At 41.0% G+C, this 17,546-nt stretch carries 18 protein-coding genes and 1 riboswitch; of the genes, 13 read left to right on the top strand and 5 right to left on the bottom strand.

Going from position 1 to position 17,546, the window contains the following annotated elements; genetic code table 11:
- Window positions 1–7: 7 nt before the first annotated feature.
- Both A1QC_RS12295 and nagZ read right to left on the bottom strand, forming a co-directional pair.
- Window positions 8–1,006 carry an adenosine deaminase gene (locus tag A1QC_RS12295; RefSeq protein WP_026025777.1) on the bottom strand — a complete coding sequence of 333 codons (999 nt, stop codon included), beginning with the start codon at window positions 1,004–1,006 and terminating at the stop codon, window positions 8–10.
- A gap of 204 nt (window positions 1,007–1,210) precedes the next feature.
- Window positions 1,211–1,324: riboswitch (purine riboswitch) on the bottom strand.
- A gap of 69 nt (window positions 1,325–1,393) precedes the next feature.
- Window positions 1,394–2,386: a beta-N-acetylhexosaminidase gene (gene nagZ, locus A1QC_RS12300; protein ID WP_017024788.1), complete on the bottom strand. Its 993-nt coding sequence runs from the start codon at window positions 2,384–2,386 to the stop codon at window positions 1,394–1,396.
- Between the two features lie 257 nt (window positions 2,387–2,643).
- Here nagZ and A1QC_RS12305 point away from each other — a divergent pair, with 257 nt between their 5' ends.
- The 5 genes from A1QC_RS12305 to A1QC_RS12330 all read left to right on the top strand — a co-directional run bounded on the left by A1QC_RS12305 (window position 2,644) and on the right by A1QC_RS12330 (window position 8,116).
- The gene (locus A1QC_RS12305; RefSeq protein ID WP_017024789.1) at window positions 2,644–3,747 is read left to right on the top strand and encodes an anhydro-N-acetylmuramic acid kinase; all 1,104 of its coding nucleotides are present in this window, start codon (window positions 2,644–2,646) and stop codon (window positions 3,745–3,747) included.
- Window positions 3,748–4,007: 260 nt separating this feature from the next.
- On the top strand, window positions 4,008–4,970 hold the full coding sequence (locus A1QC_RS12310; protein ID WP_017024790.1) for a porin: 963 nt from the start codon (window positions 4,008–4,010) through the stop codon (window positions 4,968–4,970).
- 686 nt (window positions 4,971–5,656) lie between these two features.
- On the top strand, window positions 5,657–6,115 hold the full coding sequence (locus A1QC_RS12320) for an ATP-dependent zinc protease family protein (protein ID WP_026025778.1): 459 nt from the start codon (window positions 5,657–5,659) through the stop codon (window positions 6,113–6,115).
- Window positions 6,112–7,017 (top strand): 30S ribosomal protein S6--L-glutamate ligase, encoded by a 906-nt coding sequence (gene rimK / locus A1QC_RS12325; protein WP_017024793.1) that lies wholly within the window; start codon window positions 6,112–6,114, stop codon window positions 7,015–7,017. Before A1QC_RS12320 ends, rimK begins: the two co-directional genes overlap by 4 nt.
- Before the next feature lie 52 nt (window positions 7,018–7,069).
- Window positions 7,070–8,116 carry a succinylglutamate desuccinylase/aspartoacylase family protein gene (locus A1QC_RS12330; protein WP_050990318.1) on the top strand — a complete coding sequence of 349 codons (1,047 nt, stop codon included), beginning with the start codon at window positions 7,070–7,072 and terminating at the stop codon, window positions 8,114–8,116.
- Window positions 8,117–8,175: 59 nt separating this feature from the next.
- Here the strand turns inward: A1QC_RS12330 and A1QC_RS12335 are convergent, their stop codons facing one another.
- The 3 genes from A1QC_RS12335 to A1QC_RS12345 all read right to left on the bottom strand — a co-directional run bounded on the left by A1QC_RS12335 (window position 8,176) and on the right by A1QC_RS12345 (window position 10,194).
- Entirely contained in the window at window positions 8,176–8,727 is a 552-nt protein-coding gene (locus A1QC_RS12335; RefSeq protein WP_017024795.1) for an isochorismatase family protein, read from the bottom strand.
- Window positions 8,728–8,890: 163 nt separating this feature from the next.
- Window positions 8,891–9,172, bottom strand: coding sequence for a pyrimidine/purine nucleoside phosphorylase (locus A1QC_RS12340; protein WP_017024796.1), 282 nt, complete (start codon window positions 9,170–9,172; stop codon window positions 8,891–8,893).
- Window positions 9,173–9,327: 155 nt separating this feature from the next.
- Complete coding sequence (locus tag A1QC_RS12345; protein WP_017024797.1) at window positions 9,328–10,194, bottom strand: alpha/beta hydrolase; 867 nt, start codon at window positions 10,192–10,194, stop codon at window positions 9,328–9,330.
- Window positions 10,195–10,451: 257 nt separating this feature from the next.
- On the opposite strand from A1QC_RS12345, the gene A1QC_RS12350 reads away from it, so the two are divergent.
- The 8 genes from A1QC_RS12350 (at window position 10,452) to A1QC_RS12385 (ending at window position 17,443) form a co-directional block, all read left to right on the top strand.
- On the top strand, window positions 10,452–11,408 hold the full coding sequence (locus tag A1QC_RS12350) for an AEC family transporter (protein WP_017024798.1): 957 nt from the start codon (window positions 10,452–10,454) through the stop codon (window positions 11,406–11,408).
- A 77-nt stretch (window positions 11,409–11,485) separates the two neighbouring features.
- Window positions 11,486–12,733: an L-methionine/branched-chain amino acid transporter gene (gene yjeH, locus A1QC_RS12355; RefSeq protein WP_017024799.1), complete on the top strand. Its 1,248-nt coding sequence runs from the start codon at window positions 11,486–11,488 to the stop codon at window positions 12,731–12,733.
- 130 nt (window positions 12,734–12,863) lie between these two features.
- On the top strand, window positions 12,864–13,547 hold the full coding sequence (locus A1QC_RS12360) for a DUF4336 domain-containing protein (RefSeq protein ID WP_017024800.1): 684 nt from the start codon (window positions 12,864–12,866) through the stop codon (window positions 13,545–13,547).
- 147 nt (window positions 13,548–13,694) lie between these two features.
- Window positions 13,695–14,612 (top strand): DUF368 domain-containing protein, encoded by a 918-nt coding sequence (locus A1QC_RS12365; protein ID WP_026025780.1) that lies wholly within the window; start codon window positions 13,695–13,697, stop codon window positions 14,610–14,612.
- A gap of 159 nt (window positions 14,613–14,771) precedes the next feature.
- Window positions 14,772–15,242 carry a hypothetical protein gene (locus A1QC_RS12370; RefSeq protein WP_141706013.1) on the top strand — a complete coding sequence of 157 codons (471 nt, stop codon included), beginning with the start codon at window positions 14,772–14,774 and terminating at the stop codon, window positions 15,240–15,242.
- Window positions 15,239–15,829, top strand: coding sequence for an SCO family protein (locus tag A1QC_RS12375; protein ID WP_017024803.1), 591 nt, complete (start codon window positions 15,239–15,241; stop codon window positions 15,827–15,829). Before A1QC_RS12370 ends, A1QC_RS12375 begins: the two co-directional genes overlap by 4 nt.
- Entirely contained in the window at window positions 15,826–16,329 is a 504-nt protein-coding gene (locus A1QC_RS12380; RefSeq protein WP_017024804.1) for a copper chaperone PCu(A)C, read from the top strand. Before A1QC_RS12375 ends, A1QC_RS12380 begins: the two co-directional genes overlap by 4 nt.
- Window positions 16,330–16,522: 193 nt before the next feature.
- Window positions 16,523–17,443 carry a DMT family transporter gene (locus A1QC_RS12385; RefSeq protein ID WP_017024805.1) on the top strand — a complete coding sequence of 307 codons (921 nt, stop codon included), beginning with the start codon at window positions 16,523–16,525 and terminating at the stop codon, window positions 17,441–17,443.
- Window positions 17,444–17,546 lie beyond the last annotated feature (103 nt).

A 17,546-nucleotide genomic window follows, 5' to 3' on the forward strand; every position in this document is an offset into this window, starting at 1 on the left:
GGGTAGTTTATAAACAGTATTGCTTAACAAGCCCTCTTAACCTGCCCTTCTCACTCTCTGAAATAAAGCTTGCTTCAATCGCATTCAAGGATAATTGAGCAAGCTCTTGTTCGGTGACGTCTATCGCACTGGCAACCGCCATGAAATTATCCGTCATATAGCCACCAAAATACGCAGGGTCGTCGGAATTAATGGTGATGCATAAACCTTTTCGCAACAGTTCAATCACATTGTGATCTTCCATATTTTCAAACACTTTTAGTTTGGTATTTGAAAGTGGGCATACCGTGAGTGGCATACGCTCTTCAATCAATTGTTCAACCAAAGCAGGATCTTCAACACAACGCACCCCGTGATCAACACGCGCCACACCAAGCAGTTTCATGGCGTTATGAATATTCTCTGCTGGGCCTTCTTCCCCTGCATGCGCGACGGTTAAAAAACCTTCATTGATTGCGGCTTCAAACACCTCTTTAAACTTCTCTGGTGGGTGGCCTTGCTCAGAAGAATCCAACCCGACCCCAATGATTTTATCTTTAAATGCAATGGCTTGCCCAAGCGTCTCAAACGCTGACTCTTGATCTAAATGACGTAAAAAACACATTATAATTTGGCTAGAGATCCCTAACTGTTGCTTGCCATCTTGCATAGCCCTGTCGATTCCGTTGATCACGGTTTCAAAAGCAATACCACGAGCAGTATGGGTTTGCGGGTCAAAGAAGATTTCAGTATGGACTACATTATCTTGTTTACAGCGCAGCAAATACGCCCAAGTGAGATCGTAAAAATCTTGCTCATCAATCAGCACATTTGCCCCTTGATAATAAATATCAAGGAAAGATTGCAGGTTATCAAATTGATACGCAGCTTGAACTTCTTCAGGTGAGCTAAATGGAATACTGATCTGATTGCGTTTGGCCAGTTCAAACATCAACTCAGGCTCTAACGTCCCTTCAATGTGTAAATGAAGCTCGACTTTTGGCAGCCCTTGGATAAATGTCGTCATGTGTTGGTTCATCGTCTATACCCTTTTTTCAAATGGATTGATTAAAGTGAATGCACAGCGATTTTTTCTTTGATGAGCTTATTCCAATGCCAATGTTTTCCTAAATGGTAAGGGAAACATAGAATATGAATAAGTTAATTGTAGACTCAGCGTGATGAAAATTGCAGATTCAAACACGAAGAATAGGACATACAAAGAGAAAACGATCGCTCGCTTACTCTTCGTAATCAGAAATTGAGGCTTCTGGTAGAGACTCCCACACCTAAAGCTAAGGATGCTGATTAGTGGGATTATACGAAGTTAGCTCTCGCTAGATTGCCAGAGCTAATAGAAGCATATACTGCTATAGCCATACCCAAAAAACAAGTTTGAATGCTTCAAATAATGTTACGAATTCTTATCAAACCACTCATTCATCACTCGGTTCGCTTGCTGCCAACGCTCGGTGGCTTGCAGTTCTTTCAAGCTGAAGTTTTGTTGCTTTAATAAAGACAAAGCTTGTGGCACTTCGCTTATTGGCAAGCTATCTAATACTTCAATCGCTGCTTTACGGTTGTTGCACATTAACACCATGTCACAACCCGACTGCATGGAGGTTAATGAACGCTCGGCTGGGCTACCCATAATGCTTGCGCCTTCCATATTCAAATCATCGGAAAACACAATGCCTTTAAAGCCAAGCTGATTACGTAATACGTCTTTGAGCCAATACTTTGAACCACTGGCTGGTTGGTCGTCGTAGTTCGGATACACCACATGCGCGGGCATCATGGCATCTAAAATTCCGGCTTCAATTTGCGCTTTAAAAATCGCCATGTCGGTTTCAAAGATATCATCACGCTGATCAAACGGAGTCTCGTAATGAGAATCGACAATCACACCGCCATGGCCAGGAAAATGCTTACCGGTTGTCGCCATACCCACTTGCTTCATGCCCTGCATATAAGCGGAGCTGTAAGTTAAAATAGTTTGAGTGTCTTCACCAAACGCGCGGTTGCCAATCGCTTTACATTGGTGCGTTTTATCCAATACTGGCGCAAAACTTAAATCAACATCATGAGCAATCAGCTCGGCTGCCATTAACCAGCCGCCAAGTTCTGCTGCTTTTACGCCGTTGTTCATTTCTGCGTACGCTTGCGCAGGTGGAATGGCGGTAAAACCTTCACGAAAACGCTGCACTCGTCCGCCTTCTTGATCCACTCCAATTAAAATTGGGCGTTTAGCCGCAGCGCGAATGGATTTATTTAAGGCAATAAGTTGTTCATTGTCGTGATAATTGCGGGCAAATAAGATCACCCCTCCAACCGTTGGGTGAGCTAAAATTTCTTTTTCTACTGAATCTAACTCATAACCTTCAACATCTAACCACAATGGACCCATTGCTTATTTCCTTCTGTAATTATTCGATAGTCTCAGCGTGTAATTTATACCCAAGTGGCTTGGTTTTATACCAAAGTTACTTCGGTATAAAAGCGAATGTGAGATACCACACTGATCGAGGATATAACTCTGTTGGTTTTATACCCTGAGACGACAAGATGCAGTATTCTGACACTATTAGTCCTTCTTTTAAAATAGTTTGTCTTTTAAAAATGATTAGACTTTTAATACTTTAAACCTCAACTGGAGAAGCAATTATGGAAAAGTACATTGGCATTATGTCTGGCACCAGTTTAGATGGGGTGGATACCGCATTAGTGGAAACCGATGGCAAAACAATACGCTTACTGGCTCACGATTTTTTCACCATGCCTGAAGATCTAAAAAAAGATGTATTGGATGTATGCATTGGGCAAGATACCAACTTAATAAAAATTGGCGAGATTGATCATCGCCTCGGACATGTGTTTGCCGATGCTGTCAATCAACTGCTTTCCACCAGCAATACGCCCGTTACCGATATCACGGCAGTGGGCAGCCATGGACAAACCGTATTCCACGCTCCTGATTCTCCTTATCCATTTACCATGCAATTAGGCGATGCCAATATCATTGCCGCGAAAACCAATATCACCACTATTGCCGATTTTCGTCGAAAAGATATGGCACTGGGCGGCCAAGGTGCGCCATTGGTTCCGGCTTTCCATCAAGCTTTATTTGATCATTTAGACAATAACATTGTGATATTAAACATTGGTGGTATTGCCAACCTTTCGATTGTCGATGGCGATAATACCTCCGGCTATGATACTGGCCCAGGTAATATGTTGATGGATTCATGGGTACATAAGCATTTCCAACAAAGCTACGACAAAGATGCTCAATTGGCACGTACTGGTAAGGTTGATAAGGCTTTATTAGATAAAATGCTTGAAGAAGCTTATTTTAAACACCCAGCCCCGAAAAGCACCGGACGTGAGTTATTTAACTTACCTTGGTTAGAGGCAATATTAAAAGACTTCACCACTTCCATTGCCGACGTTCAAGCAACGTTAGCGGAGTTAACGGCATTAACGATAGCCACAGAAGTGCGTCAATTTTCTAAAGAAGGTAGCATCAATGAGCTATTGGCTTGTGGTGGTGGCGCGCAGAATCCATTACTTATGGAAAGGTTGGCACAGCTGCTCCCAGAATGGCAAGTCGCCGATACCTTAAAATATGGTGTGGATGCCGATTATATGGAAGCGATGGCATTTGCCTGGCTAGCGCATCAAACCATGCATCGAAAACCGGGTAATTTACCGGCCGCCACAGGGGCTTCTCGATTGGCAGTGTTAGGTGCAATATATTTACCTAATTAAGTGTCACTTTTAGCTCAACAGTTATTCTATTCACATCTGCTAACTCTGCTTTATCAAGCCAACTTCATTTATGATCTTGGCTTTTTTTAATCCAACACATCCAGCCGATAACTACCTCTCCTTTGTTATATTTCAGGAAAACACTTACAGAAACAAAAGTGTAATCTTACAGACACTTTTGTTTAACATTTCTCTTTTAGAGTACACGCAACACTTAAGAAGACATGTAAGTCTCTAATTTAACTCTATAGGATTAAACAATGAAAACAGCAGTTTTAACTTCATCAATTTTAGCGGCATTAGTATCGACTTCTTCTTTAGCTGCAACCGTTTACAAAGATGATTCATCTGAACTTAAAATTGGCGGCCGTGCCGAAGCTCGATTCAACATTTCAGATAATAATGATAAGTACGATGCAACTACTGGCGAAAAAACGGAAAGTTCTTTTGACGATAAAAGCCGCGCACGTCTAAGCATCTCAGGTAAGACTCAAATCACTTCAGACCTCACTGGTTTTGGTAAATACGAAAATGAAGTGAGCTCAGGTACCGACATTAAAACTCGCTACCTATTCGCTGGTATTGGTACTCAAGCCGGTGATTTTTCATACGGTAAGCAAGATACTGCGTTGGTCATGATCACCGACTTTACTGATACCATGGCAACATTTGGTGCAGATGCAGATGATGCTTTAGCGTTAAATGCAGGCAGCGACAAACAAGAAAATAACTTTGCTTATAAAGGTGAATTTGGTGGCTTAACCCTTGGCGCGAACTACTTAGCAGAAGAAGCAGCAAACTCTGATCAATACGCCATTGCTGGTATTTATTCTTTCGATTTTGGTCTTGACCTAGGTTTAGGTTATGCCATGGGTCAAGTAGAAAACCAAGATGTTGACCAAGTTGACTTAGGTGTACAATATTCTATTGCTGATTTCACTTTCGGTGCACTTTATGAAATGACCTCTACTGACACAACTGGCGGTAGTGATGACAACGACGGTTACGAATTATCAGCCCAATACAAACTTGATAAGTGGACATTTGTTGGTGTTTACAACTACGCAACTATGAATGATGGTGACGATGATGCTGTAGACAACTTCGCACTAGAAGCTGTTTACAAATTTAACAGCAACCTACGTACTTATGCAGGTTATAAATTTGAACAAATCGACGACCAAGATGATCAACTACAAGCTGGTATCCGTTACGATTTCTAAATCTTAATGATTTAAGTCTTGATGGTTTTACGATGAACACTTAGCCGGGCATTGATTGCCTGGCTTTTTTATCTTAGTCACTTCACAACGAATTTAATGCACCAGTTTCTAGCAGTAATGTTGTTCTTTTTGTGCAGCACACTGACTCTTGAATTGAAAATATAAGACAAAAACCAATAAATCATTACAAATCAAATATATAAAAAGTTGGCACAGATTTTGCTTTATCAATACTGAATACATGGCAGTATTCATGTAGCCGATAACACAATCTTGTGGATTTTGGTTCATGTTATTTTCCTTTGAGGTAACCTTTCCCACTGGTTTGGGAAAGGTTTTTTTTTATTCGTTTATTCTCATTACTTATCAACGCCCTAAATTTATGGTTCCGTTTACTCCATTACGCCTTCGTATGATGAACAAGTTAACTTGCGACAAGATCGACAATAAATCATGCATTATCATGAAATAACTTTTATCGTGAGGTGCAAAAGTTTTCACAAGACTCCAGCGATGAATGTTGATAAATTTGCGCTATATGCTTAAGTTTATTAGGTATAAATCACCCTCCACGTTAATAGTTTGTTATAGTTAAAGTCACATTATCTTTGTGGCTAATTTTCATTATAATAAGCATAGAGTTAGCGACAAAATCATTAATTTATACCAACCTTAGCGATATACATATGACTCAAAAAATCATTGTAGGATGGCGTGAAATGCTAGCTCTTCCCGAGCTTGGTATTGAACAAATCAAAGCAAAAGTCGATACCGGTGCGCGCAGCTCTTGTTTGCATACCTTTAAAATTGATCCGTTTGAGAAAGACGATGAATTGTGGGTTCGATTTTGGATCCATCCAATTCAGAAAAATGACGATTTTGTACAAATCTGTGAAGCCAAGGTCATCGATCAACGAACCGTAAAAGATTCTGGTGGACATGAAGAACAACGTTACGTCATAGAGACTATGCTTAGTTTTAATGGTGAAGAGTGGCCGATCGAAGTCACGCTCACGAATAGAGAAAACATGTTATTTCGTATGCTGCTGGGCCGTACTGCAATGAACAACCGAATCATTGTCGATCCTGCCGCATCATTTTTAATTGCTACACCTTTTAATCCCATTAAGGATCACGATTTATGAAAATCGGAATTTTATCTCGCAACCGCTCTTTGTACTCAACCAAACGCTTAATTGAAGCGTGTCAAAGCAGAGGTCACGAAGTCAAAGTTATCGATGCATTGCGCTGTTACATGAATATCAACTCTGAACAACCTGAAATCCATTTTAAAGGTGAAGAGTTAAAAGATTTTGACGCTATCGTGCCACGTATTGGCGCGTCAGTAACCTTTTACGGTACCGCGGTACTTCGCCAATTTGAGATGATGGGCGTCTACCCAGTAAACGAATCGGTAGCAATCACCCGCTCTCGTGACAAACTGCGCTCAATGCAGCTTTTATCTCGTAAAGGCATCGGTATGCCAATCACAGGTTTTGCGAGTAAGCCAGATGACATCAAAGATTTATTAGAAATGGTCAATGGCGCACCAGTAGTGATTAAGTTACTTGAAGGTACGCAAGGTATCGGTGTCGTGCTTGCAGAAACACGAAAAGCGGCAGAAAGTGTTATCGAAGCATTCATGGGTCTTAAAGCGAACATCATGGTGCAAGAATACATTAAAGAAGCGGGCGGTGCCGATATCCGCTGTTTCGTCATTGGGGATAAAGTAATTGCGGCAATGAAACGTCAAGCGGGTGAAGGTGAATTTCGTTCAAACTTACACCGTGGCGGCACAGCATCATTAGTGCGCATTACCCCAGAAGAACGTAAAACTGCTGTCGCAGCAGCAAGAATTATGGGTCTAAACGTTGCAGGCGTTGATTTATTGCGCTCTTCACGTGGCCCATTAGTGATGGAAGTCAACTCATCACCAGGTCTTGAAGGCATTGAGGCTGCAACTGGCAAAGATGTCGCAGGCATGATCGTTGATTTCATTGAGAAAAACGCGTCTGTAAAAGGAATTAAAACTCGTGGCCGAGGATAAAAATAAAAGTGTAACTAAAAGAAGGGTAACCATTAATAAACCTTTCGAATTTATGGGTAACACCATCAGGGCTGGCGAACGTAAAGTCTTAGAAATAGAAGCAGCGAAACTCTACACACATTCGCCATTGTCTATTCCTGTTGAGATTATTCACGGAAAAAATCCGGGGCCAGTATTAATGGTCAATGCAGCTATTCACGGTGATGAATTAAATGGCGTTGAAATTGTGCGCCAGTTAATTGAAAAAATCGATACCACGAAACTGAAAGGGACGCTCATCGCGGTACCGATTGTTAACGTATTCGGTTTTATTCATAAATCTCGTTATTTGCCTGACCGCCGGGATCTAAATCGCTGTTTTCCTGGCTCAGAAAAAGGATCGCTGGCTTCTCGCATTGCGCATACCTTTTTTACTGATGTCGCGCAAAAAGCAGACTATATTATCGATTTGCATACTGGTGCGATTCACCGTACCAACTTGCCGCAAATACGTGCTTGCTTAAGTAACAGCGATACGTTGAGAATGGCGCAAGCATTTGGTACACCGGTCATTATTGATGCAGCATTACGTGATGGCTCATTGCGCGCGGAAGCGGAGAAAAATGGGATCCCTGTTTTAACCTACGAAGCAGGTGAAGCATTGCGTTTTGAACCGATTGCAATCAATGCTGGTATTTTAGGGGTCATTCGTGTCATGCAAGAATTAGGCATGTTAAGAAAGAGCCGTAAAAAAGTGCCTGAGTCGGTAATTGCAAAATCAACCAACTGGGTTCGCGCTGAAAACGATGGCATTTTACGCACCATGGTGACTTTAGGTGATCGCGTTTCAAAAGACCAAGTTTTGGCGTATATCAGCTCGCCGCTTGGCCATGTTGAAATCACCATGACAGCGCCTAAAGATGGCATTGTGATCGGGCAACAAACATTACCTTTAGTGAATGAAGGTGATGCGGTTTTCCATCTTGCTTACTTTACCGAAGACAATGATTCTGTTGGTGATAAAGTAGGACACTACATCGATCAAGTGATTGAGCACGTAGAGTCTAAAGATGAAAGCATTACGACTGGCTTTATTGCAGTTCCTAATCAAGACCGTTAGTTTTTATCTCGGATGAAATAGCAAAGGCCAAGCAATTGCAAAGTTACTTGGCCTTTTTACTAATTGAGTAATACGAGTATATCCGCTGTTGTGCCTGTTTCAGCCAAACGAGGAAAGATCAAATTAATGCTATTGGTATGCGTATCCATATTAAGATCGGTCATGGCATCCGTTGCTAACGTAACGTTATAGCCAAGCTCCCATGCTTGACGCGCAGTCGATTCCACCCCAATACTTGTAGCAACACCAATCACCACAACTTGAGTAACAGCATTGGATTTTAAATACTCTTCTAAATCCGTATTCGTGAACGCGCCCCACGTCTTTTTTGTCACTAAGTGATCACTATCTTGAATGTTCAATTCTGGTGTTAACTCCGCCCAATCAGCAGGAAGTTCGCCATGCGAGGCAGCTTGTTCATTCCGCCCTGGCGCACCACCAGCAACATTCACCAACACAACCGGTAATTGTTTCGCTCGAAAAGCATCGATTAATTGACATGATTTTTCTACCACCGGCGCAGTGTCGTGGCAAGTAGGAAGCGCAAGAATGCCTTTTTGTAGGTCAATTACGATAAGCGCGGTTTTTGGATCAAGTGTAGTGATAGACATAGAAACTCCAATAGTTAACTGGCAAATGGATTCAGATCACATTTTTCGCCAAGACCCTGCAATCTTAGTCTATAAACACCCATTTGAATGGCTTATCCATGACATTTTTCCGTAAAAAAAGAGGCTAATTAGCCTCTTTCATATACAGCGCAAATACTTGTAATTACAAGTATTTACATAGGTAAGCCGTTGGGGTTTCTACTTTCAAATCGAAAGAAGAATCGCCAATAACATCGAAAGCTTGGCCTGCAGAATACGTCACCCACTCTTCACTACCAGGAAGTTTTACTGTTAGCGCGCCTTTCACCACGGTCATTTTTTCTGGTGCAGCGGTTCCAAATGTATATTCACCTACCGCCATAACACCCACACTGCTGTCGCCATCTTGTTGGGTAAAACCTAGCGATTTAACACTGCCATCAAAATAGGTATTTTCTTTAATCATGTTCATATCCTTATGAGAAATAGTTACAACAAATTGGCATCCTTTTTAGCGAATCCCATCGTTTTACTCAAGCATTATTTCATTCAAAAGTAACAATCTTATTGAAAAGTCATTATCTCATTCCAAAGTTGCTATGTTATTCAAAACTCACAGTGCTATTTTTTAAGGGCGGCATTTTCTACTAACTGTTCAAAGGCTTGCATCACTTCATCAGATTTCATTACTCGGTTATGTCCATACCCTTCGACTTCTTTTAGATTCACCCATTGGCTTTGTTCAGTCAGTTGTTCACTAATAGAGAAGTTAGCAAATTTATCTGCTTTATCATGAACAATAATGGTAGGGGATTGCCTTTCAATTAAATATTGTTGAGGGTTAATACTTTGCAAAGGATAACGATACTGCTGCTCTATTTCACTGATCACATCATTAAACAGTTTGATGGAAAAACCAGAACGCTGAACCGCCATCATTAAGTTTTCCAAATAATTCAGTACTGGCGCAACCAGTAACAACGGTACTTGAGTTAACTTTTGGTGTTTCGATTCCAATACAGCAGCACTGCCCATACTATGAGCGACAATACCTACAATATTGTCGCAAGAATCGACCATCGCATCTAAAGCATTCACAAAAGCTGGTAAATGCCCAAACTGCCCTTCACTTTCTCCATGACCAGCATAGTCAAAAGCAAGAGCTGTAAAACCTTGTTGAGCGATATGTTCCATTAATGGATAAAACTGCGTGGTTGAACCTGACCAACCATGAGTGATTAGCCACACAGGCCCTTTACCTAAGGTAAAAGTAGTTAATGCTCCTTCAGAACAAGGTACTTTTCCACGTACCATTCCCTGTGGTTCAACATTTTTCACTTTAATTCGCACTGGTGTTAAGAGTAATTTCTTAGCCGTTTTGATCGCATGTCCACGAGCTAAAGTATGATGTAAACGTGTAGAAACATTCACTAAACTACGCTTTAAACTAAAACGACTTGGGGTATTAAAGTAGATTTTATTACTCATGACTTGTCCTATTTGGTGTTGAATGCGAGGCAATCGATAATGAAAACGGAATACAAGATTGCGTGACTACTATCGCCCTTCTATCACGGATAGCTTTTAAAACAAGGTTTTTACTAAAACTTAATTACCGAACGTTTAATAATTCGTCACTCGTATTCTTTATTTGTCATACTTATGATACAAAGGTTTTTCTCACACCGCAGTTATTTAACAGATAGCCGTAGTCAGTCAACAGACCATTATTTAACGGATTAATCATGTCAGGTATTCTTGAGCAATTTACTTTTTCTGCGTCCATTACTGGGCCAATCTGTTTAATGCTGTTATTAGGTGTATTACTGCGCCGCTGGCAATTGATTAACGATAACTTTATCGAAATTGCCTCTAAGCTAGTCTTTCAAGTCACGCTTCCCGCACTATTATTTTTAAGTATCATTAAATCTAACACCATTACCAATGACAGTATTCCTTTAGTGGCATTTGGTGTTATTGCCAACACGCTCTTTTTTATTTTTGCTTCTATCACCACCAAAATGATGATCAAGCAACCCGCTAACCAAGGCGTGATTATTCAAGGTGCATTTCGCTCAAACACCGCCATTATCGGTTTAGCTTATGTCGCCAATGCCTATGGTGAATCAGGAGTTGCCTTAGCTGCGGTGTATGTCGCTGCCGTTACGGTTTTATACAATATCCTTGCTGTGATTGCTCTTACGCCTAAAAGTGAAAACTCCAGCATGAAAGCCTATGGCATTATGATGAAGTCGATTACCAAGAATCCGCTGATCATTGCAATTGTGCTGGCTTTAATTGTCTATGAACTCACCATTCCAGTGCCAGAAATCATCATCCATGCAGGTCAATACTTTGCCGATATGACGTTGCCATTAGCCTTATTGTGTACAGGTGGTTCGCTCGATACTAGAGAACTCAAGCACGACAAAGCCGCAAATATTTTATCAAGCACTCTTAAACTGATTGCTTGCCCTCTTCTTATAACTTTGGGCGCTTATTGGTATGGCTTTACAGGGTTAGAATTAGGCATTATTTTCTTTATGACAGCCTCTCCTGCCGCAGCGGCAAGCTATGTAATGGCTCGCGCCATGGGAGGGAATGCGACTCTTGCAGCAAATATCATCGCCTTAACCACAGTAGGGTCGATTGTAACGTGCAGCTTAGGTATTATGCTGCTCTCTACTCTGAATTTAATGTAATCCATTTATAAAGTGGCTTCAATATACCAGGTAACCTCGGTCTGAGTGTCTACTCGTTTTTCAATTAGGATTTATCTGTGAGTCAGCAACTCAAACAAGAAATTACTTTACTCGGTGGCGTTGGCCAACTTTCCACGACTCTTCTGGGCACCGGTTTATTCATGATCCCAGCCATTGCCGCTAATATTGCAGGCGAATGGTCATTATGGGCATGGATACTTCTACTCTTGGCTATTTGCCCTATTGCACTCACTTTTGCATTAATGGGTCGCCAATACCCAAATGCAGGTGGAACGGCTTATTTTGTTCGCCAAGCTTTCAATAGCAAAATGGAGCGTAGCGTCGCTTGGCTGTTTTTAAGTGTATTACCCGTGGGCCTTCCAGCTGCTATTACACTCGCCGGTGGCTTTGGGAAAGAATTACTGCCCAGTTTCTTGGATTATCGATACCTTGCAGAACTCATAACATTAGCTTTAATCCTTGCGTTAACCTTACTTGGCAGTAAATCTTCCTCGCAATTTCAAGCATTGATCGCTCTGAGTATTTTTGTGCTTGTCGCAGTATTTTTCTGGCAAGGAAACATAAGCTTAGATGATATTGCGATGCCGAGCTTAAATGCTTCTGCCGCGCTACCCATTGGCTCTGCTTTAGCCGTCATGTTTTGGTGCTTTGTTGGAATAGAAGCCTTTTCTCACATGGGAGAAGAGTTCAAAAATCCACAACGCGATTTTCCTATTGCGATTGTTTTAGGCTGTTTTGTTGCTGGGTTCATTTACTGGGCTTGCTCGGTTGTGATATTAAAATTCCATGCCTTTGAACCTAATGTCGCTTCGCACAGTTCCATCCCTTGGTTAAGTGAGCAATTATTAGGCAACAAACTGGCTGTCGTGATTACTGTGATTGGTTACTTTGCTTGTTTCGCTAGCATCAATTTATATACGCAAAGTATGATTCGTTTGGTCTGGGCGCAAGCTCGTGAATATCGTCCCACCAGCGCAATAGCTCGCTTGTCTAAACGAGGTGTTCCCACGATTGCAGCTTATGCGGTTGCTGCGGTATTACTCTTTTCTATCAGCTTTGGGCATCTGGTTAATCTCGACTTGGAATTACTGGTAAAATTGGCCAATAGCGTTTTTGTCATGCTGTATTTATTAGCCATGTTATCTGCATTTAAGCTCTTAACCGGTTTTGCCAAATATCTTGCTGGATTTTCCACCTTATTATGCAGTATTGTCTTTCTGTGTTTAGGCTGGAGCATGTTATATGCCATTATCATCTTTGGTCTATTAATGCTGCCTTGGGAAAAATGGTTTGTGCGCAAGTAACAATAGTAGATAATCGATATCTCAGTTACTTCAGAAAGTCACTGCATAAAATATGGGCTAAACCCACCGATGAAGGTTGGCGTTTTGCTATACACTGTTATTGTTTTTTCGTTTGCAGGAAGCAAGCTCGATGTTTACAGAATGGGAATCAAATCGAATTTGGTATGTAGATAAACCTTATCGAAAATTAGGATTAACACATACTCAAAGAATGGTAGTCGTTAAGCTCGAAGATGATCTCTTAATGGTTATCTCACCGATTGAGCTGACGACCCACTGCCAATTAGAGCTTTCAAAGCTCGGAACAGTGAAATACATCGTATCTCCAACACCGAGTTACCATCAGCATTTATCAGAATGGTGGTTGGGCTATTCAAAAGCTTATTTTTTTGCCAGCCACGCCTTAATTGAAAAACGCACTGATCTTAATTTTGATGGTGCATTATCACGACAAACCCCAAAGCAATGGCAAGGCCAAATTCTGCAAACCTCTATTGGTAGTGATGACACGCCAAACAAAATGGTTTTCTGCGATCCAATCAGTCGCACCTTATTAATCAGTGATAATTTGATCGCTGTACAACCTGAATTACCTTTAGGGCAAAAGTTAGCTACGTTAGCTCAAGGCGTGAAATACGAACTCTCCCTACCTTACTGGGATCGTCGCCAATACAAAAATAAAACCATGCTGCGCGCCTCTATTCAAGAAATCATGACATGGCCATTTGACCGTATGATCTCGTCTAATGGCTTAAAGATTGAAAAAAATGCAAAAGATGCGTTTTATCAAGCCTTTTGGTGGGCTTTCCAATAACTCAATCCTTTTCATTTTTCTTAAATCATGCCAATCTTAGCGCCTTAAATGACCTGATCTTCGGATAGCGAGAAGCCATCCTATACTGCTATCGGGGTTAAATAGGAAGTGATTTTCACGACCAATAATTTTACGGTATCTTGCTTTATGAACTATTTTTTCACGTATTTAAAAGGCATCGCAATGGGTGCTGCCGATGTGGTTCCAGGTGTGTCAGGAGGAACCATTGCTTTCATCACTGGAGTCTACGACACCTTGCTAGGTAGCATTCAGCGAGTAAACCCAAGTTTAATTGGCTTATGGAAGCGAGAAGGATTTAAAGCAGTACTGAATCACATCAATGCTGGATTTTTGATTGCACTATTTGGCGGTATTTTAACCAGTATTTTAACGCTAGCTAAACTCATTTCATGGCTATTGGTCACTCATCCAATTCCATTATGGTCTTTCTTCTTTGGTCTGATCCTAATTTCTGTGGTTCATATCATGAAGCAAGTTGAACAAAAGAAAGCCGTTCAACTATTATTCCTAAGCATAGGTATCGCTTTTGCTTATAGCATCACGGTACTGCAACCCTTAGACATGCAACCAACCACCATAAATTTAATTTTTGCAGGGGCAATTGCAATCTGTGCCATGATTTTACCGGGGATATCTGGCAGCTTTATTCTATTATTACTTGGTATCTACCCAACGATTTTAGCGGCAGTAAAAGAGTTGAACATCAGCATTCTCGGCTTATTTGCGATTGGCGCAGTATGCGGCTTGCTAACCTTCTCTCATTTACTTTCTTGGTTATTAAAACGCCACCGCGATGCAACGTTAGTGTTCTTAACTGGGCTAATGATCGGTACTCTTCCTAAGATCTGGCCTTGGAAAGAAACGTTAAGTTGGCGCACTAATTCTCATGGCGAGCAAGTGCCTTTACTCCAACATAACTTACTTCCAAATCAGTTTGAACATATTGTAGGACAACCATCAAACTTCGCATTCGCCGTTGTATGTATGCTAGCAGGTATTGGTATTGTATGGCTGCTCGAAAAATTCGCACACAAGAGCGAATAAAATCATCTGAAATACGGAAAACGAAAAGCCCAAGCGTGTCGTGAATACTCTTGGGCTTTTAATTGAACCCCATCCACGAAAATACATTTTACTTCTGTTCGAATATTCATGGTGTGATAACATTCGAGAATAATTTTCATTTCTAAACGTGTTATGACTGTGATTTCAACTCAAACCAAAAAAAGTACATTACGATGGCCGTATTTACTTTTGACGGTCTTGGCATTAATTGCTGGATTTTACCTACCGTCATTGCTCCAAAATCTAAAGACGCAAGCAGATCTCACTAATGCGCCCCCTTTAAAAAGTTCTCAATATTGTGCTTTATCAACCCAAGCTTGCAAACAAGATGGTGCCGCCATTACTTTAGACACTGACATTGCTCGCCCGCTCACCGAAACACGCATACATGTGGATTGGCCAGAACAAACAAGTGATAAGTTAATGTTGACATTACGTGGCTTAGAAATGGATCTAGGGATTGTGAAGTTCCCAATTATCAAACAAAGTGATGGCAGCTACAGTGGTAGCATCGTGTTACCGATTTGCACTGACGCTAAAATGACATGGATTGGCTCTTTAACTGATAATCACCAAACAGTTTACACTTCAATTAGGATGGAAAAATGAAAAAGTCTTGGCTTATAACCATGCTGTTCGCCTTTATTGTCGGAATATGCGTAAATTATTACTTTAATGGCCCATCAGCGAACACTGCGCAAAGTGCATCTTTTTCATTAATCGGAAAAGACAATCAAACCGTGAACATCTTTGATACGACAGATCCTCGCATTCGTATCGTTTACTTTGGTTTCACTCGTTGCCCAGATGTTTGCCCAACATCATTAGCAATGCTGTCTGCTGCATTGAAGCAATTAACACCATCTGAGTTAGATAACGTTCGCCCTATGTTTATTACTCTGGATCCAGAGCGCGATTCAGGGGAGGATTCTCAAAAATACGCCCATTATTTCCACCCGAAAATTGAAGGCTTTTCTGGTTCTTTAGATTCGATTAAAACCTTAGCGCAGAATTATGGTGTGATATTCCAGAAAACAGAATTAAAAGAATCTGCATTGAATTACACCATTGATCACAGTTCATATTTCTATTTTTTAAAGCCTGATGGGACTTTGCTCAAAAAAGTACCTCACACTTTAAACCCTCAACCATTGATTTTAGCGATTCAACAGCTTGAAAAGGAAAACATGCAATGAGAATCCCAACCTTAGTCTTCCGTCCTTTACTGCTCAGCTCTTTAGTACTTGGATCATCGTTAATAAGTTCATCGGTATTCGCTCACGATGGTATGACCTATGACAACCCTTATGCGCGTGCGACACCACCTAATGCGGTCAATAGCGCCATTTTTATGACGATTGAAAACCACATGGCAGCGGATCGTACCTTAGTATCTGTCTCTACCGACGTCGCAGAAAAAGCGGAATTACACACGGTCGAAAAGCAAGGCGAACTGATGAAAATGCGCCAAGTCGATGGGATTACTTTACCAGCTAATGGGGAAATGGAACTCAAACCTGGCAGCTTCCATATCATGTTGCTTAATGTGAAAAAACCTTTGGTTGAAGGCGACAATATCAATATTACACTTGCCTACGCCAACGGTGAAAATGAAACCCTTTCCGTGCCTGTGAAAAAGGTTATGGCTGGAATGAAGCCAATGAAAAAAAGTGACAATGACCACGAACATCACTAAGTCACTAAGTGATACATCGTTGACGTTACATACGGTTAACGCCTTAAGATAAGAAAATCATAATGGAAGCAAATTCAGCTTCCATTTTTTTCATAATTTTTGGTGCTAACTCAGATGTTTTTATTTATTGTTATCCTTGTCAATTATTCTTATTCTGAGTGCTCTCTTTGCAGCGAATATTGTTAGGTATCCCATGAAAGTACTTCTTCGCAAATTGTCACGTTTACCTAACTTGAATACTTTATTTTTCACCCTATTTGCACTCATAGCATTTGCCGCTAACTCAGTCCTCGCTCGTCTTGCTCTCACCAATGATAATATTGATGCTTTCAGCTTTACCCTTGTTCGTCTAGTTTCTGGCGCAGTTATGCTCTTTTTATTATTAACCATTCGAACATTATTCAACTCCGACGCGGCCGCACATTCATCATACCTAAAACCCATAAAAGGAAATTGGGCTTCTGCGTTAATGTTATTCATTTATGCGGCTGGTTTTTCTATCGCTTACCTTTCATTAGATACCGGCACCGGTGCGCTAATCTTATTTGGCGCGGTACAGATAACCATCATAATAACTAATCTATTCATTGGAAAACCGCTCAGTAAACAAGAATGGTTAGGTATGTCGTTGGCATTTATGGGGTTTGTTCTATTGGTTCTGCCGAATCTTTCCACCCCTTCGATAAAAGGGTTTATGTTGATGGCAGTGGCGGGCATTGCTTGGGCAGGTTACACCCTAAAAGGACGTTCTTGTGATGACCCACTTGCAGACACTACAGGCAACTTTATTAAAAGCCTACCTTTTGGTGTAGCGCTTTGTCTTTACCTTGTCTTTAACTCCCACAGTTCAAGCTTTCCATCATTCACCTCTTACGGCCTTATTTTGGCTATAACATCTGGCGCGGTTACGTCTGGTCTTGGGTATGCTATTTGGTATGTGGCTTTGCGTAGTTTAACCTCAACCCAAGCGGGAATTTTACAACTTTCTGTTCCAGCAATTGCGGCATTAGGCGGGGTTGTCTTTTTATCTGAAACGATGAGCCTTACTTTCATTATCGCCTCAACAATGATATTAGGTGGCATATTTTTAACTACATTTAATAGTATTAAATAACTATTCCACACACGATTAAACCACACTAATAACATGGCTAATATAAGTTATTTCCATCTCCTGTCTAAAATAGATAGTCCTTCAGAAACAACTCTCAATAGAT

The organism is Vibrio rumoiensis 1S-45 (assembly GCF_000286955.2).
GTDB lineage: Bacteria > Pseudomonadota > Gammaproteobacteria > Enterobacterales > Vibrionaceae > Vibrio > Vibrio rumoiensis_A.

Bases quoted from the DNA above. Each gene is read 5' to 3' on its own strand.
- A1QC_RS12310 (WP_017024790.1), top strand. From the start codon at position 4,008: ATGAAAACAGCAGTTTTAACTTCATCAATTTTAGCGGCATTAGTATCG.
- rimK (WP_017024793.1), top strand. From the start codon at position 6,112: ATGAAAATCGGAATTTTATCTCGCAACCGCTCTTTGTACTCAACCAAA.
- A1QC_RS12305 (WP_017024789.1), top strand. From the start codon at position 2,644: ATGGAAAAGTACATTGGCATTATGTCTGGCACCAGTTTAGATGGGGTG.
- A1QC_RS12345 (WP_017024797.1), bottom strand. From the start codon at position 10,194: ATGAGTAATAAAATCTACTTTAATACCCCAAGTCGTTTTAGTTTAAAG.
- A1QC_RS12340 (WP_017024796.1), bottom strand. From the start codon at position 9,172: ATGATTAAAGAAAATACCTATTTTGATGGCAGTGTTAAATCGCTAGGT.
- A1QC_RS12335 (WP_017024795.1), bottom strand. From the start codon at position 8,727: ATGTCTATCACTACACTTGATCCAAAAACCGCGCTTATCGTAATTGAC.
- A1QC_RS12320 (WP_026025778.1), top strand. From the start codon at position 5,657: ATGACTCAAAAAATCATTGTAGGATGGCGTGAAATGCTAGCTCTTCCC.
- A1QC_RS12360 (WP_017024800.1), top strand. From the start codon at position 12,864: ATGTTTACAGAATGGGAATCAAATCGAATTTGGTATGTAGATAAACCT.
- A1QC_RS12375 (WP_017024803.1), top strand. From the start codon at position 15,239: ATGAAAAAGTCTTGGCTTATAACCATGCTGTTCGCCTTTATTGTCGGA.
- A1QC_RS12365 (WP_026025780.1), top strand. From the start codon at position 13,695: ATGAACTATTTTTTCACGTATTTAAAAGGCATCGCAATGGGTGCTGCC.
- A1QC_RS12380 (WP_017024804.1), top strand. From the start codon at position 15,826: ATGAGAATCCCAACCTTAGTCTTCCGTCCTTTACTGCTCAGCTCTTTA.
- A1QC_RS12330 (WP_050990318.1), top strand. From the start codon at position 7,070: ATGGGTAACACCATCAGGGCTGGCGAACGTAAAGTCTTAGAAATAGAA.
- nagZ (WP_017024788.1), bottom strand. From the start codon at position 2,386: ATGGGTCCATTGTGGTTAGATGTTGAAGGTTATGAGTTAGATTCAGTA.
- A1QC_RS12350 (WP_017024798.1), top strand. From the start codon at position 10,452: ATGTCAGGTATTCTTGAGCAATTTACTTTTTCTGCGTCCATTACTGGG.
- A1QC_RS12295 (WP_026025777.1), bottom strand. From the start codon at position 1,006: ATGACGACATTTATCCAAGGGCTGCCAAAAGTCGAGCTTCATTTACAC.
- A1QC_RS12385 (WP_017024805.1), top strand. From the start codon at position 16,523: ATGAAAGTACTTCTTCGCAAATTGTCACGTTTACCTAACTTGAATACT.